The 20144-nt window shown below is 61.1% G+C and carries 27 protein-coding genes and 5 pseudogenes; all 32 read right to left on the bottom strand.

Annotated features, from left to right (window positions below; translation table 11 throughout):
* Positions 1-2: 2 nt before the first annotated feature.
* Positions 3-992 (bottom strand): DNA-directed RNA polymerase subunit alpha, encoded by a 990-nt coding sequence (locus BGC09_RS18685; RefSeq protein ID WP_069805739.1) that lies wholly within the window; start codon positions 990-992, stop codon positions 3-5.
* A 66-nt stretch (positions 993-1058) separates the two neighbouring features.
* On the bottom strand, positions 1059-1688 hold the full coding sequence (rpsD, locus tag BGC09_RS18680) for a 30S ribosomal protein S4 (protein ID WP_069805738.1): 630 nt from the start codon (positions 1686-1688) through the stop codon (positions 1059-1061).
* A gap of 41 nt (positions 1689-1729) precedes the next feature.
* Positions 1730-2128 carry a 30S ribosomal protein S11 gene (rpsK, locus tag BGC09_RS18675; protein ID WP_069805737.1) on the bottom strand — a complete coding sequence of 133 codons (399 nt, stop codon included), beginning with the start codon at positions 2126-2128 and terminating at the stop codon, positions 1730-1732.
* A gap of 141 nt (positions 2129-2269) precedes the next feature.
* Entirely contained in the window at positions 2270-2419 is a 150-nt protein-coding gene (locus BGC09_RS22990; protein ID WP_176728975.1) for a hypothetical protein, read from the bottom strand.
* A gap of 2 nt (positions 2420-2421) precedes the next feature.
* Positions 2422-2805, bottom strand: coding sequence for a 30S ribosomal protein S13 (gene rpsM, locus BGC09_RS18670; RefSeq protein WP_069805736.1), 384 nt, complete (start codon positions 2803-2805; stop codon positions 2422-2424).
* A 467-nt stretch (positions 2806-3272) separates the two neighbouring features.
* Positions 3273-3389 carry a 50S ribosomal protein L36 gene (rpmJ, locus tag BGC09_RS18665; protein WP_052890652.1) on the bottom strand — a complete coding sequence of 39 codons (117 nt, stop codon included), beginning with the start codon at positions 3387-3389 and terminating at the stop codon, positions 3273-3275.
* Positions 3390-4056: 667 nt separating this feature from the next.
* The gene (gene infA, locus BGC09_RS18660; RefSeq protein WP_052890653.1) at positions 4057-4278 is read right to left on the bottom strand and encodes a translation initiation factor IF-1; all 222 of its coding nucleotides are present in this window, start codon (positions 4276-4278) and stop codon (positions 4057-4059) included.
* Positions 4279-5050: 772 nt separating this feature from the next.
* Positions 5051-5800 (bottom strand): type I methionyl aminopeptidase, encoded by a 750-nt coding sequence (gene map / locus BGC09_RS18655; protein ID WP_069805735.1) that lies wholly within the window; start codon positions 5798-5800, stop codon positions 5051-5053.
* Positions 5801-5888: 88 nt separating this feature from the next.
* A complete protein-coding gene (locus BGC09_RS18650; protein ID WP_069805734.1) occupies positions 5889-6560 on the bottom strand; it encodes an adenylate kinase in 672 nt (223 codons plus the stop codon).
* Positions 6561-6611: 51 nt separating this feature from the next.
* Entirely contained in the window at positions 6612-7943 is a 1332-nt protein-coding gene (gene secY, locus BGC09_RS18645; protein WP_069805733.1) for a preprotein translocase subunit SecY, read from the bottom strand.
* Positions 7944-8214: 271 nt separating this feature from the next.
* On the bottom strand, positions 8215-8751 hold the full coding sequence (gene rplO, locus BGC09_RS18640) for a 50S ribosomal protein L15 (RefSeq protein WP_069805732.1): 537 nt from the start codon (positions 8749-8751) through the stop codon (positions 8215-8217).
* The gene (gene rpmD / locus BGC09_RS18635) at positions 8748-8933 is read right to left on the bottom strand and encodes a 50S ribosomal protein L30 (RefSeq protein ID WP_052890658.1); all 186 of its coding nucleotides are present in this window, start codon (positions 8931-8933) and stop codon (positions 8748-8750) included. The genes rplO and rpmD overlap by 4 nt, the downstream gene beginning before the upstream one ends.
* 387 nt (positions 8934-9320) lie before the next feature.
* Positions 9321-9818, bottom strand: a pseudogene (gene rpsE, locus BGC09_RS18630) (30S ribosomal protein S5); the annotation flags it as partial.
* Positions 9819-9851: 33 nt separating this feature from the next.
* Positions 9852-10007 (bottom strand): annotated as a pseudogene (locus BGC09_RS23560) (50S ribosomal protein L18); the annotation flags it as partial.
* Between the two features lie 279 nt (positions 10008-10286).
* Positions 10287-10484: pseudogene (locus BGC09_RS18620) on the bottom strand (50S ribosomal protein L18); the annotation flags it as partial.
* Positions 10485-10687: 203 nt separating this feature from the next.
* Positions 10688-11275 carry a 50S ribosomal protein L6 gene (gene rplF / locus BGC09_RS18615; RefSeq protein ID WP_069805731.1) on the bottom strand — a complete coding sequence of 196 codons (588 nt, stop codon included), beginning with the start codon at positions 11273-11275 and terminating at the stop codon, positions 10688-10690.
* Positions 11276-11290: 15 nt separating this feature from the next.
* A complete protein-coding gene (gene rpsH, locus BGC09_RS18610; protein ID WP_069805730.1) occupies positions 11291-11686 on the bottom strand; it encodes a 30S ribosomal protein S8 in 396 nt (131 codons plus the stop codon).
* Positions 11687-11948: 262 nt separating this feature from the next.
* Positions 11949-12134, bottom strand: a complete 186-nt coding sequence (locus tag BGC09_RS18605; RefSeq protein WP_069805729.1) for a type Z 30S ribosomal protein S14 — start codon at positions 12132-12134, stop codon at positions 11949-11951.
* A gap of 5 nt (positions 12135-12139) precedes the next feature.
* Positions 12140-12682, bottom strand: a complete 543-nt coding sequence (gene rplE, locus BGC09_RS18600) for a 50S ribosomal protein L5 (RefSeq protein ID WP_069805728.1) — start codon at positions 12680-12682, stop codon at positions 12140-12142.
* 5 nt (positions 12683-12687) lie between these two features.
* On the bottom strand, positions 12688-13086 hold the full coding sequence (gene rplX, locus BGC09_RS18595) for a 50S ribosomal protein L24 (RefSeq protein WP_369695700.1): 399 nt from the start codon (positions 13084-13086) through the stop codon (positions 12688-12690).
* Positions 13087-13114: 28 nt separating this feature from the next.
* Complete coding sequence (gene rplN, locus BGC09_RS18590) at positions 13115-13483, bottom strand: 50S ribosomal protein L14 (protein WP_052890664.1); 369 nt, start codon at positions 13481-13483, stop codon at positions 13115-13117.
* The gene (gene rpsQ, locus BGC09_RS23325; protein ID WP_439959669.1) at positions 13480-13809 is read right to left on the bottom strand and encodes a 30S ribosomal protein S17; all 330 of its coding nucleotides are present in this window, start codon (positions 13807-13809) and stop codon (positions 13480-13482) included. The genes rplN and rpsQ overlap by 4 nt, the downstream gene beginning before the upstream one ends.
* Positions 13810-13910: 101 nt before the next feature.
* Positions 13911-14120, bottom strand: a complete 210-nt coding sequence (rpmC, locus tag BGC09_RS18580; RefSeq protein WP_141727856.1) for a 50S ribosomal protein L29 — start codon at positions 14118-14120, stop codon at positions 13911-13913.
* Positions 14107-14538 (bottom strand): 50S ribosomal protein L16, encoded by a 432-nt coding sequence (gene rplP / locus BGC09_RS18575; protein ID WP_069805725.1) that lies wholly within the window; start codon positions 14536-14538, stop codon positions 14107-14109. The genes rpmC and rplP overlap by 14 nt, the downstream gene beginning before the upstream one ends.
* 724 nt (positions 14539-15262) lie before the next feature.
* Positions 15263-15958: pseudogene (gene rpsC / locus BGC09_RS23320) on the bottom strand (30S ribosomal protein S3); the annotation flags it as partial.
* 41 nt (positions 15959-15999) lie between these two features.
* Positions 16000-16350 carry a 50S ribosomal protein L22 gene (gene rplV, locus BGC09_RS18565; protein ID WP_069805723.1) on the bottom strand — a complete coding sequence of 117 codons (351 nt, stop codon included), beginning with the start codon at positions 16348-16350 and terminating at the stop codon, positions 16000-16002.
* Between the two features lie 61 nt (positions 16351-16411).
* Positions 16412-16699 (bottom strand): 30S ribosomal protein S19, encoded by a 288-nt coding sequence (rpsS, locus tag BGC09_RS18560; protein ID WP_069805722.1) that lies wholly within the window; start codon positions 16697-16699, stop codon positions 16412-16414.
* A gap of 52 nt (positions 16700-16751) precedes the next feature.
* The gene (rplB, locus tag BGC09_RS18555; RefSeq protein ID WP_069805721.1) at positions 16752-17585 is read right to left on the bottom strand and encodes a 50S ribosomal protein L2; all 834 of its coding nucleotides are present in this window, start codon (positions 17583-17585) and stop codon (positions 16752-16754) included.
* A gap of 15 nt (positions 17586-17600) precedes the next feature.
* Positions 17601-17900, bottom strand: a complete 300-nt coding sequence (gene rplW, locus BGC09_RS18550; protein WP_069805720.1) for a 50S ribosomal protein L23 — start codon at positions 17898-17900, stop codon at positions 17601-17603.
* 153 nt (positions 17901-18053) lie between these two features.
* A pseudogene (rplD, locus tag BGC09_RS18545) lies at positions 18054-18677 on the bottom strand (50S ribosomal protein L4); the annotation flags it as partial.
* Between the two features lie 9 nt (positions 18678-18686).
* Positions 18687-19481 (bottom strand): 50S ribosomal protein L3, encoded by a 795-nt coding sequence (gene rplC / locus BGC09_RS22330; RefSeq protein ID WP_245688603.1) that lies wholly within the window; start codon positions 19479-19481, stop codon positions 18687-18689.
* Positions 19482-19755: 274 nt separating this feature from the next.
* Positions 19756-20073: a 30S ribosomal protein S10 gene (gene rpsJ, locus BGC09_RS18535; RefSeq protein WP_052890671.1), complete on the bottom strand. Its 318-nt coding sequence runs from the start codon at positions 20071-20073 to the stop codon at positions 19756-19758.
* Between the last annotated feature and the right edge of the window lie 71 nt (positions 20074-20144).

Genomic DNA, 20144 nt, shown 5'->3' with positions numbered 1-20144 from the left:
AACTAACCCTCCCTTTCGTGATCGCCGTTCATCTCGGCCCCGACCGTGCTGGCGCGCAGATTCGTCGGGAGAAAGTTGCGCGCGATCAAGCGATCACGCAGCTCCTGTAGGCTCTTCTCGCCGAAATTACGCACGCCCAGCAGATCTTCCTCATTCATCGAGAGGATCTGGCCGACCTTCGTAATATTGCTACGCTTCAGGCAGTTATAAGCACGCACCGAGAGATCAAGCTCCTCGATGGGCGTATCGTAGATCTTCTGAGGAATCGGCAGACTGCTCAGCGGCGGCTTCTCCTGCTCGGTCGTCAGGGTCGTATGATAATTGGCGAGCTGCGAGAAGAGACGCACCAGGATATCGGCCCCCTGCCGGAGAGCCTCCTCGGGCGTAATCGTGCCGTCGGTCCAGATCTCCAGGACCACCTTTTCATAGTTGGTCATCTGGCCGACGCGCGTATGCTCCACGGTGAAATTCACCTTCTCAACGGGGGAGTAGATGGCATCAACCGGGATAACGCCGATTGGCTGGTCCTCCTTAGAATCGGCGGGGACGTAGCCGCGCCCAGTCTCGACAACCATCTCCATATCGAGGCGCGCATTCTCGTTATCCAGCGTCGCGATGTAGAGATCCGGGTTAACAATCTCCACCGTGCTGGGCGCTGTGATGTCCGCCGCCGTCACCATGCGCTCACCGGAGACGTTCAGATGCATCGTCACCGGGTGATCCGAGAAGCAGCGCAAGCGCAACTTCTTGACGTTGAGCACGATATCCGTCACGTCTTCCATGACGTTGGGGATATCCTGAAACTCGTGCTGCACCCCCTCGATGCGGATCGACGTCACCGCCGCGCCCGGCAACGACGACAGGAGCACGCGCCGCAGGGCGTTGCCTACCGTGACGCCGTACCCCGCCTCCAGCGGCTCGATGTCGAAGCACCCGTAATTGCCCTGGGTTTTCGTATTCCTGATGCGCGAAGGCAGAGTGATGTCTTGCAAGGTTCTAACCTGCCTTTCTTGTACTACCACCGCCTACAACAGCTTTGCTTTGCTTTGCTTTTCCGACTAACGAACCTGATAATACTCAACCACCATTTGCTCTTCAAAAGGCAGTTCGAGATCGGTGCGCGACGGCAGCGAGAGCACGCGCCCGCTCATGGCAGCGATGTCCAGGCTGAGCCAGCCTGGCACAGCCTTCTGCGAGAGCTGCAGCGCGCGCGTCTTAAAGTACTCCTGGCTCTTGCTGTGCTCACGCACACTGATCACATCCCCGGGCTTAGCCACAAACGAAGGGATATCCGTCTTGCGGCCATTGACCTCAAAATGGCCATGCGAGACCAGCTGACGCGCCTGTGCCCGCGAATCGGCAAAGCCCAGGCGGTAGACCAGGTTGTCCAGACGCATCTCCAGAATCTGGAGCAGATTTTCACCCGTGCGGCCTGGGCGGCGCAGCGCCTCATTATAGTGACGGCGGAACTGGCGCTCCAGCACGCCGTAGGTGCGGCGAATCTTCTGCTTCTCGCGCAGCTGTGCTCCATAGCCCGAAAGCTTGCGCTGGCGGCTGCCGCCATGCTGGCCGGGTCGGGTGTTGCGCCGCTCCAGTGTACAATTTGTCAGGCACTTCTCGCCCTTTAGAAACAGCTTGACCCCCTCACGTCTGCACAGCTTGCAAACAGGGCCTGTATAGCGTGCCATCTTTAGCTCATCCTCCTCACACGTCCAATCGCACAGCGCACCTACACACGACGCCTCTTCGGCGGTCGGCAGCCATTGTGCGGGATCGGCGTGACATCAGTAATCGAAACAACGTTGAGGCCAGCAGCCTGCAGTGAGCGGATCGCCGCCTCGCGGCCAGAGCCTGGCCCCTTGACATAGACCTCGACCTGGCGCATGCCATGCTCCATCGCTTTGCGAGCCGCAGCCTCTGCCGCAACCTGGGCCGCGTAGGGAGTGCTCTTACGCGATCCCTTGAAGCCCTGAGAGCCGGCACTGCTCCAGGCAATGACATTCCCATTCGGGTCGGTCACAGTGACTATCGTATTATTAAAAGTTGCCTGAATATGCGCCTGGCCACGCGGCACCGATTTCCGTTCACGCCTGCGCGGCTTACCCGCCTGCTTCTTTTTCTCGGCCATGTTTTCTTTCTCTCTACCTCCGGTGAGTCGGTCTGCTTATTCGTAAGAATGACCTGCAACGCTATCCCCTGATTCAGGCATGCTCGTCTGCCTGCTAAGCGCTTGCGCGAAGCCCTTGCGATAGGATAGACCGCGCGCAGCTCAAGTTCTCCTCTGCTGCACCCCTCTACTCTGCTCGTCGGCAGGGCAGGCCAGCGCCACCGTGAGGGCCGGAGCTGGCCCCCACCAGAGCAGAGTGACCGACGGGGTGGGCGAGAAAGAGAAGGAAGGAGCCGCCTTTGAGACAGCCATGCCTACTTCTTGGCTGTCGCCTTCTTCTTGCCGGCCACCGTCTTTCGCGGTCCGCGGCGAGTACGCGCATTCGTTCGTGTTCGCTGGCCACGCACCGGCAGATTGCGGCGATGGCGCTGGCCGCGATAGCAGCCGATCTCAATCAGGCGCTTGATATTCTGTTCGACCTCGCGGCGCAGATCGCCCTCGACCTTGTATTCGCGGTCAATGACCTCGCGAATACGGTTGACCTCATCCTCGGTCAGATCCTTGACCCGCTTGGACGGATTGACGCGGGTCTTCTCCAGGATCTGCCGGCTGGTCGTAGGGCCGATCCCATAGATGTAGCGCAGCGAGATCTCGACTGGTTTCTCGCGTGGGATATCGACTCCGGCAATTCTAGCCATCTTCTCCTCCAGATCAGACAGGCCGGGGCCTTGGGCCTGGCCTCTGCCCCGCCTTTCTTCTCCTCGCCTGAGCTTTTCTGCTCACACCGTCGCTTTTTTGACAGATAGTCCGTGCCTGCGCTCGCTCTGCTGGTCTGGTGACCGCCATTGACGGCGAAGCGAAATCCAGGTAGAGCCTGCTCTTCCACCGCATCCCCCCCAGACCCTGCCGCGCGCTCATTGATCAGCAGGCTGGCCGGGAAGAGCGGTTTCCCGCCAGCTTCCCTCTTACGCAAGACCACATGAACAAACGAGCAACGATAAGTAAGATAAACACAAGCCACAGAGCGGCAACTACTGATGGGCAGACTGATCTCACTCAGTCAGTCAACGGTTGTTGTTCGCCCCTCAGCCCAGTCTGGCAGCCAGACCGCCACGGCCTGTCGGCTACCATCGCCGCTACGGTGGAGCCCCTACCCGAGCACGCTCTAGCCCTGACGCTGCTTATGCTTCGGGTTCTTGGTACAAATCACGATCACCACGCGATTGCGGCGAATGATCTTGCAGTGCTCGCAGCGTGGTTTCACCGAGGCGCGTACCTTCACGGCTCCCTCCTTCCTTCCTTCGTTTCTGCTCTTGACTTCGCTATTGTCAAAAGTTGTTGCGTTGCGTTGCGTTGCGTCGCGTCGCGTCGCGTCGACGCGCTTGCCTGAAGCATTCAGTTACGTCGAGCCAAGCGAGAGAAGCGGAGCGCAGCAGCACAGAGTCAGACTGGCCTGACCCAAGCAGGCAATCGAAGACGAAAGGGCGGGTACCGACGCGACCCAGGCATTGGCTCATCCGGCCAGCTCTCCACTGGCCGATCCTTGCGCTCGCTCCACTGGGGTACCTGCTACCGCCACCGATTGATCGCTCGCTCAGATTACGCCGGGCAGGCCAGTTGTCATGGCAGCTCGGCCTCACCCCCTCACCCGCAGCGGAAGCCAGAGCGTGGAGGTCATCCCTGACGGTGCAGAAGCTGCACAAACCGATCTGAGCTATGACATGGGAGCGAGGCGCCGAGGCCAACATTCTGCGGGCTGGGCTGAGCTGAGCCGAACCGAGCCGAACCGCTCTAGCGTTGACTCAGGCCCAATGCTGTTTGCTCTCTGCCTGCTCTCTGCTCATGCTGAACAGCTCGCTCGCCTTGCCGTAGTAGGAAGCGGCGCAGCGCCAAGGCCGGTCTTACTTTCTCTGCCTCTGCGGCTGCGGCGATCCAGGGAGCCGCTTCGGTCAGGGCTTAACGCGCCAGGTGATGCGGCCCCGCGTCAGGTCATAGGGCGAGAGCACCACCTTGACCCGGTCGCCGGGGACGATGCGCACGAAATTCATGCGGATGCGTCCCGACAATGTCGCCAGAACCTGATGGTTCTCGTCGATCTTGACCCTGAACATCGCATTTGGGAGGGCTTCGGTCACCTCGCCCTCCACCTCGATCTCATCCTTTTTCGGCATAGCACCCTTTCGTCGTCACCTGTTGCAGTGGCTCATCGAAGCGTTCCAACAGCAGGTTGTACACAAACGATCCACTCCACTCCCTCCACCTACCTCAGCCTGGTTCCCGATTCCCCCACTCACCTACCCTACTCTGCCGCCGCCATCTCCTCCCCTTCCCCGCTTCCTGCTGGCGTTGGCTGGCTCGTTGGCTGACCGGCGGATACGGATCTGACTCCCCATACGAGGCTGTCGGGCTACCCTGCCTTGCCCGCCTGGCGGGCAGACAGCCGACCCACTCCTGCATTACGCCGCATATGAGGAAACAAGGCGAGTTCGCGCTCTATGAGAAGGTCGTTTGTCCCTACGACTTGTGTGCTTTTCCAGAGTGGCAAAAAGCAGCAGGGAAGACTGCTGCGACCAACTGCGAATTATAGCACAAACCTTTGACAAAGTCGAGAGTCAGATCCTCTTTCTACCACAACTGGATGCCTTGTTCCTCTGCTGAATCCGCCAATCTCCAGCGCGCCGAAGCACCTGACGCTTTGTTCACTCGCCTGCAGTGCTGACCCATCGTCAACGAGCAGCCAGCGAACGAGCAAGCAAGCCAGCAGGAGGGGAAGCTTATTGGCAGCCTTCTTGAGCCTGCCCATGTCTCCTGGAGTCTGGCGCAGGAGAGGCTCAGCTAGCCAGGCCAGTGAGCGAGGTCTGCGCGATCAGCGCGATCAGAGGCCTGTTCGAGCCAGCCCTGCGAGTCCAGCCTCGCCATGCGCGTCTGCTACCTGGCTCTCTGTCAGAGTGTCAGAATCTCAGCATCGCCTTCCGTGATAGCGACCGTATGCTCGAAATGAGCAGAGTAGCTATGATCAGCCGTGACCACCGTCCAACGGTCGGCGAGGACGCGCGTCTCCTTTCCGCCCATATTGACCATCGGCTCGATGGCCAGGACCATCCCGGGCCGTAGTACAGGATTGGGCAGCCCAGGCTCGACGTAGTTCAGCACCTGGGGATCTTCATGCATACTGCGACCAATCCCGTGGCCACCATATTGGCGTACCAGAGAGAAGCCAGCGCTCTCCACGAACTGCTGAATGGCGCGGCTGATATCCAACAGGCGATTGCCGGCTCGAGCCGCTGCAATCCCGCGATAGAGGGCATCCTCAGTCACCTTGAGCAGGCGCTTCAGCTCGGGGCTAATCTCACCCACGCCGACCGTGATCGCAGCATCGGCATGCCAGCCTTGATAATGAGCGGCGAGGTCGATGCTGATAATATCGCCTTCCTGGAGCACGCGCTTGCCTGGGATACCATGCACCACCTCATCGTTGGCCGACGTACACAGGTGACCGGGGTAGCCGTGGTAGCCAAGCGAGCTTGATTTCGCCCCATAGCGCTGCAGGGCCTCCGCCGCCAGGCGGTCCAGGTCACCCGTTGTGATCCCGGGGCGAACTGCGCTGCGCAGCTCAGCCAGAACGGCGGCCACAATCCGCCCCGTCTCGCGAATGCGCTCGCGCTCTTCCTTTGATTTCAGGATAATCGCCACTATCAACTCTCCTCATGGGTGGCCGGGCTGGGGCGAGCCAGAGCGCGCACCGCCAGCCCTCCGGGCCTGCCTGCTGTGGGCTGACGGATCAGGCCGACCCATGCTGGCCTTGTTCATAGCCTTTGATGGCCGAGAGCAACTCTTGATGAACCTCGTCAATGCTCTGATTGCCATTGACTTTGACCAGCTTCTCCTGTGTCGCGTAGTAGTCGAGCAGGCGAATGGTCTCCCGAAAGAAGATATCCAGTCGCCGTTCGACCGCCTCGCCAACATCGTCGGAGCGCTGGTAGAGCTCGCTTCCATCGATATCGCAGACACCCGGAACCTTAGGTGGCTTGCTATAGATGTTGTAGACATGCTGGCAGGCGCGACAAATGTAGCGACCCGACAGCCGCCGCACTAATTCCTCCCGTGGCACCTCCAGATAAACGGCCAGATCGACCTGCCTCTGAACGGCTTGCAGCCCTTTATCCAGAGCCTCCGCCTGGGGAATGGTTCGCGGGAAGCCATCTAGCAAGGCCCCCCTGGCACAATCGGGACGGGCCAGTCTACCCAGGATCATTGTGATTGTCAGCTCGTCAGGGACTAGCTCACCGCGATCCAGATAGCCTTTGGCTTTCAGGCCCAGCTCAGTGCCTTCAGCGACTTCCTTACGAAACAGATCTCCGCTGGCTACATGCGGAATCCCAAGTTCCTGAGAGAGCGCTTTCGCCTGGGTCCCTTTGCCCGACCCTTGAGCGCCAATGAGAATGATCAGCACCGTTTCTCCTCCGATGGAAGCGGACGAGGCGCACCATCGCGCCTCGCCGACCTACGACAGGAAACCCGAGTAATTGCGCATGACAACTTGTGCTTCAAGCTGCCTGATGGTATCCAGCGCTACAGCCACGACGACCAGCAGGGCGGTCGAGCTGAGCATCTGGGTTCTGGCCAGATAGGGCAGGACCGCCAGAATGCCCAGGAAGAGCGCGCCGCCAAGTGTTACCCGCCTCAGCAGCGTTTTCAAGTAGATCCGCGTCTGCTCGCCCGGGCGATAGCCAGGAATGTGAGCACCCTGCTTCTGCAGATTCTCGGCAATATTCTGCTGTTCCCAGACCAGATCGGCATAGAAGTAGGTGAACCCGACCACCAGCAGGAAGTAGAAGAGCCAGTACCAGGGCAGCGTTGTATTGAGCAAGGTACTGCTGAGCCAACTCGCCGCCGTCGTGAGCCAGCTGGCATTGCTGCTGGCCAGGTACTGAGAGATCACGGTTGGGAAAAGCAAGACCGAGTTGGCAAAGATCAGCGGGATCATGCCGGCGCTATTGACCATCATAGGAATATAGGTGGTCTGCGCCGAACCGACCAGCATCCCCCGTCCCACAATGCGCTTGGTAGGGTACTGAATCGGAATACGTCGCTGTCCCAGGTAGATATAGACGATGCCAGCAATGGTGACCACGGCGATGAGGCCCAGCACGACCAGGTTGAGAATGCTGCCGCTCGTGCCGCCCGTGGTAGTGCTGGAAAGGTAACCCTGCTGCACCAGGGTGGGCAGGCGGGTCACAATGTTGCCCAGGATGATAATGGAGATGCCATTGCCGACACCGTATTCGGTGATCAGCTCGCCAAACCAGACCAGGATCATCGTCCCCGTGGTCAGCGAGAGCAGAATGGCCAGCGTCTGCAGCCAGTTAGGACCAAAGAGGTTGAAGGTGCTGGCGTCCAGAACGCCCACCCGCACAAAGATGGCCGCGCTACCCAGCGCCTGGAGAAAGGCCAGAGGGACCGTGATGATGCGCGTAATCTGGCTGAACTTGAGCCGTCCGGCCTCACCCTCTTCCATGAGACGGTGAAGGGCCGGAATGATTGGCGAGAGCAGCTGCATCACGATGGTCGCCGTGACGTAGGGGTAGACGCTCATGGCGATGATCGAGTAGGTCTGGAGCGATCCCCCTGAAAAGATGTCCAGAAGGCCGAGTAACTGGCCCAGATTCTGATTTTGACCGTTCGTGAAGAGGCTGGCCAGCGTTTGCTCCTGCTGGTGGGTCAACGGCACAGTAATGTGCGCCAGTAGCCGCATGAGCAGCAGGATGACCAGGGTAAAGATGATCTTCTTGCGCAGGTCGGGAATAGCCCAGACACTGAGCAGCCGTCCTAACATGGATGGCTCCTTTCACAACAAGGGTCGCGCGGATAAGCAGCCTCCAGGCTTGTGGCCAGAGCCCGGGGTCCTTCCCTTCCCGGCCAATAGGAACAGTGGCCCTGGCCACGCTGACTATTGTTGTTGATCGCTGCCTTCATCATGCTCCTCAGAGATCGATCCCTCTCGGGTTGCTTTGCTGCTCACCGCGTCAGACCAGGCTGGCTGGCCAGCGGTCTGGCTGACCCGCCGCCTGGGGAACAGGAAAGACTGGCCCAGGCGGGCGGTATGCTCAGACCTGGGTCTGCGCGCCCTGGGCCAGCTTCCCTTGATCTTTGCGGCGCTTCGTCTTCTCGTAGACCTTGACCGGGATCACTTCGATACTGCCCCCGGCGGCCTCGATCTTGGCACGCGCGCTTTCTGAAAATTTGTGGGCCCGGACCGTCAGCGGGCGATGCAGCTCGCCCTCACCCAGGATCTTGACCAGGCCGCGGCTCTCAGTTGACGAGAGCAGACGCTTCTCGGCCAGGGTTTCTGGCGTCACCTGAGCCCCTGGTTCAAAGAAGCGCTCCAGGCTCTCGACGTTGACAATGGCGTATTCCTTTCGGAAGGGAGCGTTGCTATTGCCAATGCCCCGCAGGAACGGCAGGCGCTGCGAGAGCGGCGTCTGACCTCCCCCAAAGGCCTGGCTGACCTTCCCGCCGGTGCGCGCCTTCTGACCCTTGGTGCCGCGGCCCGCGGTCTTACCGCGTCCCGAGCCATGCCCTCGCCCAACTCGTCTCGACCGCTTATGCGAACCAGGAGCTGGTCGCAGATCCGACAGTTTCATGAGGCAATCTCCTCCACCTTGACCAGGTGTCTCACCTTCTGAATCATTCCGCGAGTCGTGGGCGTATCCTCGCGCACCACTTCCTGCTGGAGCTTGCGCAGTCCAAGCGAACGGATAGTCTCCCGCTGATCCTGCGCGTAGCCAATCGTACTCTTCACCCACTTGATACGCAGCTTTGCCATAGCAGTCTTTCTCCTCAACACTCCGGCGCTCATCCTGCTCTGCTCAGCCCCGCTCTGCCTCCGGCCCCTGTCTGCCTGCCGGGCCAGGATTATCCATCACACCCGCCTCAGCGCCGCCAATCGAGCAAGCCAGGTCAGGCTCGATCGAGCGGCGAGACTGAACAGAAGCGAGTGCGTGAGTGAGCAAGCTAGCGAACGGACAAGCGAGCAAGTGAGTGGGGTCTAGCGACGGCGTTCCCCACGGCGCTCGGCGCGCTCGGCGCGCTCGCGGGCTGCCCGGCGGAGAGCACGCTGCTCGCGCGCCTCCTCTTCGCGGGCGGCGCGCAGGGCTGCCGCCTGCTCGGCAGCGCTGGCTGCAGCCGCAGCCAGGCGCTCAGCGCGGCGCCGCCCCAGAAGCTCGACGACGGTCTTTCCGCGCAGGGCCGCCACCTCTTCGGGCGAGCGCAGCTCCTTGAGAGCCTCAATGCAGGCGCCAACGGTATTGGCGCGGTTGGAGCTGCCAATCACCTTCGTCAGGATATCGCGAATGCCGGCCAGCTCCACTACGGCGCGCACCGCTGCTCCAGCAATGACCCCGGTACCAGGAGCGGCGGGCTTGAGCATCACCTGCGAGGCCCCGAAGGTCGTCCTGACCATGAAGGGGATGGTTGTGCCGGTCAATGGAACATGAATCAGATGCTTTTTGGCATCCTCAGCGGCTTTCCGAATTGCTTCGGTATACTCGGCGGCCTTCCCCATGCCATAGCCAACGTGGCCATTGCGGTCCCCAACTACCACGAGCGCCCGGATGCTGAAACGGCGCCCGCCCTTTACAACCTTGGAGACGCGGGTGACTTCGACCACGATCTCTTCCAGGTTCAGCTTCGACGCATCTATTCTCGGCATGTTCCTCCTCGTGCTCGTGCCTACCTACCTGACCTAGAACTGGAGGCCGCCTTCACGCGCCCCCTCGGCGAGGGCGGCGACACGCCCGTGATAGGCGTAGCCTCCACGGTCAAAGACGACCTTCTCGATCCCCTTCTCTTTCGCGCGCTGCGCAAGCAACTTGCCAACCTCGCGCGCAATAGCGACTTTGCGATTATAGGCAATAGCAGCCAGGGCCTCAACGGGCGTTTTCTTCTCGCCTTTTTGAGCGCTGGGCAGAACGGTCTTGACCTGAGTCGGCGGACGACCTCGTTGCTGCTGCTGACCACCCTTGCCGCCACGGGCCGGCTGAGTCTGCGCTTGGCTCCGTGCCGCCCGAGCAGCCTTGCGCGACGGAGCTGCCTCTGCCGCACTCTCGACGATTACCTCCTCCTCCGGCACGGCTTCCACCTGCTGGGGAGCAGCCGACTCAGGAGGCAGCGCCGGCTGGAAATCGCGCAGAGCTGCCTCCAACGAGGAGGCCGCTACGAGTGTCCGCCCCGAGGTATCGTCGATAATCTGAGCATAGATATGACGAGCGCTGCGGAAGACATTCAAGCGTGGCCGTTCCGCTGTGCCCTCGACTCGGCGACGTATCCGCTGGTGCCGACGCAGCCGCGCCTTGTTCGCATTGAAGGTCTTGATCATGAGAACGTGCCCCTGTTCTTCTATAAGAGTAATAAAGAAAGATCAACCGACGCTGCAAGGGACGTGATCGGCACTACGTCCCTCCTCGTCGCAGCTGTACTGGTGCCAGCACGAGAGAAGCCCCGGCAAGCCAGCCCGTCTGACGGACAGGCGACAGGCAGCCAGCCGCAAGCAAGGCCGACCAGCCTCCCAACCAGTGCCCCTTACTTCTTCTTACCGCCGCCAGCCTTGCCTGTCTTGCCGGCCTTCCCGGCTTTGCGCCGGATCTCCTCGCCAGCATAGCGGATGCCTTTGCCCTTGTACGGCTCCGGCTCACGAATGCGGCGAATGATGGCCGCCATTTCGCCTACCTTCTGCTTATCGATCCCGACCACACTGATCTTGGTGGCCTTGGTCACGGAGTCAACTCCGTCAACCGTGAACGAGATGCCTGGCGGCGGAGGCACCTCAATCGGATGGGAATAGCCCACCATGATCAGCAGGTTCTCGCCCAACTTCATAGCGCGGTAACCAGTGCCATGAATCTCCAGCTGCTTGCTGTAGCCTTGAGTCACGCCGACCACCATATTGTTGATCAGCGTGCGATAGAGGCCATGCTGAGAGCGATGCAGCTTGCTATCGGACTGGCGCGCCACCTTGAGCGTACCATCCTCCAGGGTCAGCGAGAGGGAGGAGGGGATCTTGAGAGAGAGCTCGCCCTTGGGGCCTTTCACGGTGACCAGATTCTCCTCGTTCCAGCTGACCTCGACCTTCGGCGGGATCGGGATCGGCATACGTCCTATACGCGACACGTGTCTACCTCCCGTCTACCAGACGTGACAGATAACCTCGCCCCCAAGACCGAGCTGATAGGCCTTGCGTCCCGTCATCACGCCCTTGGGAGTGGACAGAATGGCAACCCCCAGCCCACCCCGCACCAGGGGAATATCCTTGCGCCTGGTGTAGACACGCCGTCCAGGCTTGCTCACACGCTCCAGCTGGGTCAACACCGGCCTCTTATCGACATAGCGCAAGGTGATCCGGATCGTCCCCTGGGGATTATCCTTGATCACTTCGATATCCTTAATGTAGCCCTCTTCCTTGAGCACACGCGCAATGGCCAACTTCATCTTGGAGGCCGGGATCGAGACCCGCGTGTGCCGCGCGATGATCGCATTGCGGATGCGGGTGAGCATATCCGCGATGGGATCGGTCATGTTCATAGTACAACACCTCCACGATCATGAAAGAACGAGCGTTCGTCGATCTGTGACACTCTCACCCGGTTCATTCATTTGTACGTTCGTGCATTCATTCGTTCGACTAGCTAGCCCAACAGTTCCGGGCAGGCACCCTGCTTGTTCGCTGGTCGGAGCCACGCGGCCCGGCAGCCCGGCAGCCCGCCCCGTTGCGGCCAGTTTGTACGCCCGCCCACTCGTGCGCTCGCTCGCTCTTTCACGCTGCCAACCTGGGCGATAGCTGAAGCTACCAGCTTGATTTCGTCACACCGGGCAGCTCACCACGCAAGGCCCGCTCACGGAAGCAGATGCGGCACAGGCCGAACTTGCGCATGTAGGCACGCGGGCGACCGCAGACTCGACAGCGGTTGTGCTGGCGCACCTTAAAGCGGGGCTTGCGCTGAGCCTTGACGATCATCGAGACCTTGGCCATCGATCCTACCTCCTGAAGGGCATCCCGAGCAGGCTGAGCAGGCGCCGCCCTTCCTCATCGGTGCGTGCCGTGGTCACAATACTGACCTCCATGCCCCGGACCTTATCGATCTTGTCATAATCAATCTCGGGAAAGACGAGCTGCTCACGCAAGCCTAGCGTATAGTTGCCACGCCCGTCGAAGGAATCAGGAGAAACCCCCTGGAAGTCGCGCAGACGCGGCAGAGCGACATTCATCAGCTTATCAAGAAAGTAGTACATGCGCTCGCCCCGCAGCGTCACCATGCAGCCGATCTGCATGCCCTTGCGCACCTTAAACGAGGCTACCGAGCGCCGCGCATGGGTAATGACCGGGCGCTGACCGGTGATGAGCGAGAGATCGGTCACCGCCGCCTCCATAGCCTTGGCATTCTGAATGGCCTCGCCCATCCCAATATTAATGACCACTTTGTGGATGCGCGGCACCTGCATCGGATTCCTGTAATTGAATTCCTTCTGCAGGGCCGGCACCACCTCCTTGAGATACCTCTCCTTCAAGCGTGCTGCCATAATCTCTACGCACTCCTCGTCCGATCAGCAATGACCTTGCCACACTTCTTGCAGATACGCACCGGGCGGAGCTTCTGGTCCGCCCCCATCGGACGACGCTCATGGGCCACGCGCGTTGGCTGACCACACTCCGTGCAGATCAGCATCGTGTTAGAGACATGGATGGGCAGGGCTTTCTCGATAATTCCCCCCTGACGCAGCTGTCCTTGCGGCTTCTGATGCCGCTTCACAAGGTTGACCCCCTCGACAATGACCTTGTTGCGCTGCGGCAGTGCCCTGACCACCGTCCCCTGCTTGCCCCGGTCTTTGCCCGCGATGACCAGCACGGTGTCGCCCTTCTTGATGTTCATTTTGGCCCGGTGCAGAGGCCGCTTTTCGTCCTTCGCTTTTGTCTTGACAGCCATTGTCTCTACCTTCTTTCCTCACGTTCCCTCAGAGCACTTCTGGCGCGAGCGAGAGGATACGGACATAGTTTTTCTCGCGCAGCTCACGGGCCACCGGACCAAAGATACGTGTTCCTCGGGGGTTGTTGCCAGCGCCGATCAGAACGGCGGCATTATCGTCAAAGCGAATGTGGGAGCCGTCCGGGCGCGCGTATTCCTTGGCAACACGCACCACGACCGCGGTGACGACCTCGCCTTTCTTGACCTGGCCGTTAGGCGCGGCACTCTTGACGCTGGCCTTGATGACATCGCCAACCGTGGCGTATTTCTTGTTCGAAGTGCCAAGGACACGAATGCACATGATCTCCTTGGCCCCCGTGTTGTCGGCAACCTTGAGACGGGTCTGGGGCTGGATCATTCGGCTCCCTCCTCTGCTTGCTGCTCACCTGGCCCGCCCGACGCCGCCTGGCCCGTACCCTGCTGTACCCGCTCCAGCTCGCTGGTGATCTCCTGACCCAGCACTTCTTCAACAGGTACAACACCGCTACCGCGCTTGATGATCTCGACCAGGCGCCAACGCTTGAGCTTGCTCAGCGGGCGGCTTTCCTCAATACGCACAATATCTCCAATCTGGCAGATGTTGTGCTCATCATGTGCATAGAAATGCTTTGTCTGACGATAGGTTTTCTTGTAAACTGGGTGCATCTTGAGCCGCTCAACCGCAACGACGATGGTCTTGTCCATCTTGTTGCTGATCACCAGCCCCACCTTCTGCGGACGACGGCGCTGCGCTTGCCCTGCGGTTGAGCCGAGCGTGGCCGCCTTCTGCTCGGTTGTTCTCTGGGTCATTGCTCAGCCTCCAGTTGTGAGATATGGTGGAGCAGGCGAGCGATATCTTTGCGAGTCTGGGCGAAGATGCGCGTGTTCTTGACTTCCCCGCGCTGCTTCTGCAGGCGCAGATTGAAGAGCCTGGTACGCAGCTCTTTCAGCTCGCGCTGGGCTTCTGGTAACGACATCTCACGAATCTGTTGGCGACGCTCCTTAAGCTTCGGCACGCTCCGCCTCCCCTTTGACTACAAAGCGTGTGGCGATCGGCAACTTATGGCTTGCCAGGCGTGCTGCTTCCCTGGCGACCTCCTCGCTCACGCCGCTGATCTCGAAGATCATATGTCCGGGCTTGACCACCGCTACCCAGTGGTCGAGGGCACCTTTTCCCTTGCCCATGCGCGTCTCCGCCGGTTTTGCGGTCACGGGCTTATCGGGGAAGACGCGAATCCAGACTTTGCCGCCGCGTTTCATGAAGCGCGTGATGGCAATACGAGCGGCCTCGATCTGGCGCGCTTCCAGCCAGCAGGGTTCCAGGGCCTGCAAGCCATAGTCGCCGAAGGCGATCGTATTGCCGCGATGAGCGGTCCCCTTGAGGCGACCGCGATGCTGTTTGCGATACTTTGGACGTCTCGGTGCCAGTAACATGGCTGCCTTTTCTCCTCTTTGCCACAGCTAGCCCCGCCTCTTAGTCTGCCTGCCGCTGCGGTCTGCAGCGGTCGGGGCTGATGCATCGGCTCTCCTCATCTATCGCTAGCCATCGCTAGCGATGCCAGCTTCTTCTCCGCTGGGCCTGGCTCGCTCGCTGGCGAGAGCGCTCGGCGGCGCTGGCCTGCCTGTCCGTTCACCGCGTGTCCTTTTCCAGCCTGTCTGCTTACTCCTCAGCGCCGCCCGCAGAAGACTGTGCGCCACCCTGTGGCTGCTCGGGCGTAGTTGCTGGGGCAGCCTGCTCAGACGGGGCTGCTGGTGCCGAGCCCTGGACAGGCTGCTGCGGCTGTGGTTGCCGTTGCTGCTGGTGTTGGTGCTGTCGCTGTTGTTGCTGCTGGTGTTGAGCTGACGGCTGGCCCTCGGACTGCTGCGCCTGGCGCCCCTGCTCGCCGCCGCGCTGACCCTGATCGGCCCGTGGCGGACGAGGAGGACGTGATGGGCGACCCTGGCGCCCCTGCTGGCCCTCGCGCTCGCCACGTGGAGGACGCGGACCGCGCTCACGCTCCCCTTGAGCCTGGGTCTGTTGACCACCCTGGGCCTGGCCGCGCTCACGTCCAGGACGTCCCTGAGCGTGCTCAGGCCGTGGACGAGGTCCACGCTGCTCAGGCCGCTCGCGGCGGTCGGGTCGCTCGCGGCGGTCGGGTCGCTCGCGGCGATCTCCCACGCCGACCTCACGCGGCAGCAGTGCTGGCTGCGGGGCCGCCTCCTGTCCCTCGGGACCGGGGCCTTTGCCGGGGAGCACGTCCCCTTTGTAGATCCAGACCTTGACCCCAATCACGCCATAGGTCGTGTGGGCCTCCGTCTGCCCATAGTCGATATCGGCGCGCAAGGTATGCAGGGGAACCTTCCCCTCGACCTCTTTCTCGCTGCGGGCAATCTCCGCGCCTCCGAGGCGCCCACTGACAATGATCTTGATCCCCTTGGCATTGGCGCGCATCGCCTTCTGCACCGCCTGCTTCATAGCGCGCCGGAACGATACACGCTTCTCAAGCTGCTCGGCGATCGTGCGACCAACCAGATAGGCATCCAGCTCCGGCTGGCGAATCTCCACGATGTTGAGGCGCACCCGCTTATGGATCTTCGACTCCAGCAGATTGCGCAGCCGGTCCACCTTCTCGCCATTCTTACCGATCACGATGCCCGGCCTGGCGGTATGAATGGTCACCGACACCTGCGTCGCCGCCGCACGCTCAATCTCAATGCGCGAGACCGCCGCGTTGGCCAGCTCGCGATTGATCGTCTCGCGGATCAGCATGTCCTCCGCGAGCAGGTCTTTGTAGTCACGCTCAGCATACCAGCGAGAAAGCCAGGTTTTGATAATGCCGAGCCTGAACCCTGTGGGATGAACCTTCTGTCCCACTGACGTGCTCCTCCTTCACTGCACTTCGCTCGCTCGCTTCGTTAGCGTCCCAGGTCGGCTCGATCATCCGAAACGATGACTGTGACATGACTGAAGCGGCGGATGATGTACGACCGCCGTCCGTGCGAACGGAACTTCAAGCGCTTCAGGCGTGGCCCTTCGTCTGTCACAATGTTGAGTATGTACAGCTGGTCGGGATCGAGATTGTAGTTGTTTTCTGCGTTAGCGACCGCCGACTGGATCACCTTCTTGACCGGCCTGGCCCCGGCGTTGGGCAGGAAATCAAGAACCGGTAGCGCCTCGCTGACACGCAGTCCCTTGACCGCCTCAGTGACCAGGCGCAACTTACGCGGCGAAATGCCTATGTTTTTCGCAATAGCCCTGACTTGCATCTCCTACTCCATCAAAGATGGCTCCGCTGGCCTTCCGCCAGGGGTGGGAGGAGAGAGCAAGCTAGCGAACCGAGGTGGTCCGCTCGCTCTTCCCACCCGCGTGGCCGCGGAAGTGCCGCGTGGGAGCGAACTCTCCCAGCTTATGGCCTACCATGTTCTCGGTGATATAGATCGGCACATGGGTTTTACCATTGTGCACGCCGATGGTCAAGCCAACCATCTCGGGGAAGATGGTTGAGGCGCGCGACCAGGTTTTGATCAGGCGACGCTCTCCGCTGCGTCGCATTGCCAGGACCTTCTTCCTCAGCGATTCGTGGATGTAGGGTCCTTTCTTACGCGAGCGCGACATACTTTCTTTCTCCTCCTCCTACCTGTGCCTGTCTGGCCGGCTTACTTGCTAGCTAGCGTCGACCAGCGTTGCGCCGACGGACAATGAAGCGATCGGTCCGCTTGTTGCGCCGCGTTTTGACGCCGAGGGCTGGCTTGCCCCAGGGCGTCTGCGGCTGACCGCCGCGCGGAGCGCGTCCTTCGCCACCGCCGTGCGGATGGTCACAGGGGTTCATAGCCGCGCCGCGCACCGCAGGCCGGCGGCCCAGATGGCGAGAGCGGCCCGCCTTGCCGATCGTGATGTTCTCATGGTCGGGATTGCCGACCTGGCCAATGGTGGCCATGCAGCGGCTGTGTACATAGCGCAGCTCGCCCGAGGGCAGACGGATGAGGGCGTACTCACCCTCTTTGGCCATGAGCTGCGCGCCCACGCCAGCGCTGCGCACCAGTTGGCCCCCACGCCCTGGCACCAGCTCAATGTTGTGAATGGTGGTGCCAACCGGAATGTTCTTGAGCGGGAGAGCATTGCCGGGCCTGATATCAGCCTCCGGCCCCGCCATCACGTGGTCGCCGACCTTCAGCCCAAGCGGCGCGATAATGTAGCGCTTTTCTCCATCGACATAGTGCAGGAGGGCAATGCGGGCCGAGCGATTGGGATCGTACTCGATCGCGGCCACTTTGGCCGGCACACCCAGCTTGTTACGCTTGAAGTCGATGACGCGATAGGCGCGCTTCGCACCCCCACCCCGATGACGGGTGGTGATCCGGCCCTGGTTGTTGCGACCGGCATGCTTCTTGAGCGGCTTGATCAGCGACTTCTCCGGCTCCGTCTTCGTGATCTCTTCGAAGGTGGACACCGTCATGCCGCGCCGCCCGGGTGTCGTTGGCTTATATTGCTTGACAGGCATTGTCTTTCTTCCCCTTTACGCCTTCAACGCCTCAATGGTCTGACCCGGCTGGACGGTCACAATGGCCTTTTTCCAGCGCTGCTCGTGAATGATACGCGGCATGGCGCCCCGCCGGCGCAGCACGCGCTTCTTGCCGGGCACATTGATGATGTTGACCTTGAGTACTTTCACATTGAAGAGCTGTTCGACGGCACGGCGCACGTCGATCTTCGTGGCCTCTGGCGCCACCTTAAAGGTATACTTGTTGTGCTGCTCCTGGAGCCTGACCGATTTTTCCGTGATGATTCCGTGACGCAGAACCTCGGTGATCTCCACGGCCTACTCCTCCTCGCTGTCGCCGGCGGCCTCAGCGTCGACACTGGCCTCGCTCTGAGACTCCTCCTGCGCCGCCGCCTCCGCCAGGGCTTCGACCTCGCCCTCGGCTTCGGCAATCCGTTGGCTGGCCTCCTCGGCGCTCAAACCTTCTCCGAAGACGTATTCCAGCCAGCGCACAGCCGGCACCGGCATGATGATACTGTCGTGCTTCAGCAGCTCCACGACATTGATGGCGCAGATGTGCTCTACTTTGGTGCCCGGAATGTTGCGCGCCGAGAGCAAGACGTTCTCATCGCGCTGCGGCAGCATCAGCAGCACTCGCTTGCTGTCGCCGACAGGCAGCTTGCTGAGCACCTCTAGCATGTCCTTGGTACGTGGCTGCTCCAGCTGGAGCCGGTCCACGACAATCAGACGGTTGTTGGCCACTTTATCTGAGAGCGCCGAGCGAATCGCCAGGCGCCGCATCTTGCGTGGCACGTCGTGATGATAGACACGAGGCCGCGGCCCAAAGACCACGCCACCGTGGCGGAAGTGGGGCGCGCGAATGCTTCCCTGACGCGCCAAACCGGTGCCTTTCTGCCGGTACGGCTTCTTATTTCCTCCCGAGACCTCGCCACGGTGCTTGGTGGAGACGGTGCCCTGGCGGCGGTTGACCAGCTGGGCGGTGACCACCTGGTGGAGCACCGGGATATGGGGCGTGATCCCAAAGACCTGCTCGTTCAGCTCAAGCTCTCCCACGGCCTCGCCGGCCATGTTATAGACTGTCGTCGAGGGCATCGCCGTTACCTACCTCTTATGCTTCCTAATCATGAGCAGGCCGCCATTCGCACCGGGCACCGAGCCCTTGACTACCAGCAGATTGCGCTCCGGGTCGGCCTGTATCACACGCAGCCGTTTGACTGTGACGCGCGCATCGCCCATGTGACCGGCCATGCGCAGACCCTTGAGCACACGCCCAGGGGTGGTGCCGGAGCCAATGGAGCCGGGTGCACGATGGCGATCCGACTGTCCATGCGTCTTTGGGCCACCTGCAAAGCCGTGGCGCTTGATGCCACCCTGGAACCCTTTCCCTTTGGAGGTGCCGATCACATCGACGAATTCGCCGACCTTGAAGAGGCTGACGTCAAAACGGGCACCCAGCTCTAGCTTGTCAGGCTCAGCCCCTTCCTGCAGCTTGACCTCGCGCAGGACACGGAAAGGCCCCAGCTCCGGCCCCGGACGACGCTGGCGGTTCTCTTGCAAGGCCAGGAGCTTCTGAATCTGCTTGTCTGGCTTCTTCTCTTCGGATGCCTGGGCTACACTCCCGCCCTCAGCTCCCTCCTCCTGGCTGCGGGCCTTGCTGCGCTGCTCCTGCTGGTACTGTTGCAGGCGGCGGCGCTGGGCCCTCAAGAGCGGCAGCCGGTGACCAAGGTGCCCGAGCAGCGGGCGCGGCGCGCGCTTGACGGGAATCGGCTCAAAGCCGATTTGGACTGCTTCGTAGCCATCACGGGCAGTGGTTTTGATCTGGGTAACGATGCACGGGCCCGCTTCGATCACAGTTACGGGGATGGCATTGCCATCCGGCCCGAACACTTGCGTCATGCCCACTTTCCTGCCCAACAATCCATTGAGCATACTCTCTACCTACTCTCCTCTGCAGGGAGGGATGGAACCAGATGAGGATCTTTCGCCCCGGTTCACCCGCCTCAGCCTGCCTGCCTTCGATCAAGCCCGCCCGCCTTCCTCTCTCTAAGGAGCGGGAACGGGACCGAGCGACCTGAGCGACCGCTTGCGGTGCTGCCGTTCTGTCCCGTTCGCTTGGGCTTTGCTGGCAGGCTGACGGCCAGAGGCGAAGATGTGGTTCTGGCCTATCCACCTACAGTTTGATCTCGATGTCGACGCCTGCGGGCAGATTCAAGCGCGTGAGCGCTTCGACCGTCTTGTTGGTCGGATCGACGATATCGATCAGGCGTTTGTGGGTGCGAATCTCAAACTGCTCACGCGAGTCTTTATCAATAAAGGGCGAACGGATCACGGTGAATTTCTGGATCTCCGTGGGCAGCGGTACGGGTCCAGAGACACGCGCCCCTGTCTGCTGCGCCGTGTCGACGATCTGCATCGCCGACTGATCCAGAATGCGATGATCGTAGGCTTTCAAGCGAATGCGGATGCGCTGTTTCGCTCCGGTAGCCATTGTCTCTTGCCTCCTTTTTGGCCTGGCCTGTGCCTGTGATCAGGTGAGCTGCTGGCTTCGCCGCTTATTCG

Source organism: Thermogemmatispora onikobensis (genome assembly GCF_001748285.1).
Classification (GTDB): domain Bacteria; phylum Chloroflexota; class Ktedonobacteria; order Ktedonobacterales; family Ktedonobacteraceae; genus Thermogemmatispora; species Thermogemmatispora onikobensis.
Note: the sequence above shows the minus strand (reverse complement) of the source record. Positions and strands in the feature narration are given on the sequence as shown.

Bases quoted from the DNA above. Each gene is read 5' to 3' on its own strand.
- BGC09_RS18605 (WP_069805729.1), bottom strand. From the start codon at position 12,134: ATGGCCAAGGTCTCGATGATCGTCAAGGCTCAGCGCAAGCCCCGCTTT.
- rpmD (WP_052890658.1), bottom strand. From the start codon at position 8,933: ATGGCAAAGCTGCGTATCAAGTGGGTGAAGAGTACGATTGGCTACGCG.
- rplP (WP_069805725.1), bottom strand. From the start codon at position 14,538: ATGTTACTGGCACCGAGACGTCCAAAGTATCGCAAACAGCATCGCGGT.
- secY (WP_069805733.1), bottom strand. From the start codon at position 7,943: ATGTTAGGACGGCTGCTCAGTGTCTGGGCTATTCCCGACCTGCGCAAG.
- rplV (WP_069805723.1), bottom strand. From the start codon at position 16,350: ATGCAAGTCAGGGCTATTGCGAAAAACATAGGCATTTCGCCGCGTAAG.
- rpsS (WP_069805722.1), bottom strand. From the start codon at position 16,699: ATGTCGCGCTCGCGTAAGAAAGGACCCTACATCCACGAATCGCTGAGG.
- rpsD (WP_069805738.1), bottom strand. From the start codon at position 1,688: ATGGCACGCTATACAGGCCCTGTTTGCAAGCTGTGCAGACGTGAGGGG.
- rplO (WP_069805732.1), bottom strand. From the start codon at position 8,751: ATGAAACTGTCGGATCTGCGACCAGCTCCTGGTTCGCATAAGCGGTCG.
- rpsM (WP_069805736.1), bottom strand. From the start codon at position 2,805: ATGGCTAGAATTGCCGGAGTCGATATCCCACGCGAGAAACCAGTCGAG.
- rplN (WP_052890664.1), bottom strand. From the start codon at position 13,483: ATGATCCAGCCCCAGACCCGTCTCAAGGTTGCCGACAACACGGGGGCC.
- rpsH (WP_069805730.1), bottom strand. From the start codon at position 11,686: ATGAACATGACCGATCCCATCGCGGATATGCTCACCCGCATCCGCAAT.
- rplX (WP_369695700.1), bottom strand. From the start codon at position 13,086: ATGGCTGTCAAGACAAAAGCGAAGGACGAAAAGCGGCCTCTGCACCGG.
- infA (WP_052890653.1), bottom strand. From the start codon at position 4,278: ATGCCGAAAAAGGATGAGATCGAGGTGGAGGGCGAGGTGACCGAAGCC.
- BGC09_RS22990 (WP_176728975.1), bottom strand. From the start codon at position 2,419: ATGGCTGTCTCAAAGGCGGCTCCTTCCTTCTCTTTCTCGCCCACCCCG.
- rplB (WP_069805721.1), bottom strand. From the start codon at position 17,585: ATGCCTGTCAAGCAATATAAGCCAACGACACCCGGGCGGCGCGGCATG.
- rpsQ (WP_439959669.1), bottom strand. From the start codon at position 13,809: ATGGACAAGACCATCGTCGTTGCGGTTGAGCGGCTCAAGATGCACCCA.
- rplC (WP_245688603.1), bottom strand. From the start codon at position 19,481: ATGACGCAAGTGTTCGGGCCGGATGGCAATGCCATCCCCGTAACTGTG.
- rpsJ (WP_052890671.1), bottom strand. From the start codon at position 20,073: ATGGCTACCGGAGCGAAACAGCGCATCCGCATTCGCTTGAAAGCCTAC.
- rplE (WP_069805728.1), bottom strand. From the start codon at position 12,682: ATGGCAGCACGCTTGAAGGAGAGGTATCTCAAGGAGGTGGTGCCGGCC.
- rpsK (WP_069805737.1), bottom strand. From the start codon at position 2,128: ATGGCCGAGAAAAAGAAGCAGGCGGGTAAGCCGCGCAGGCGTGAACGG.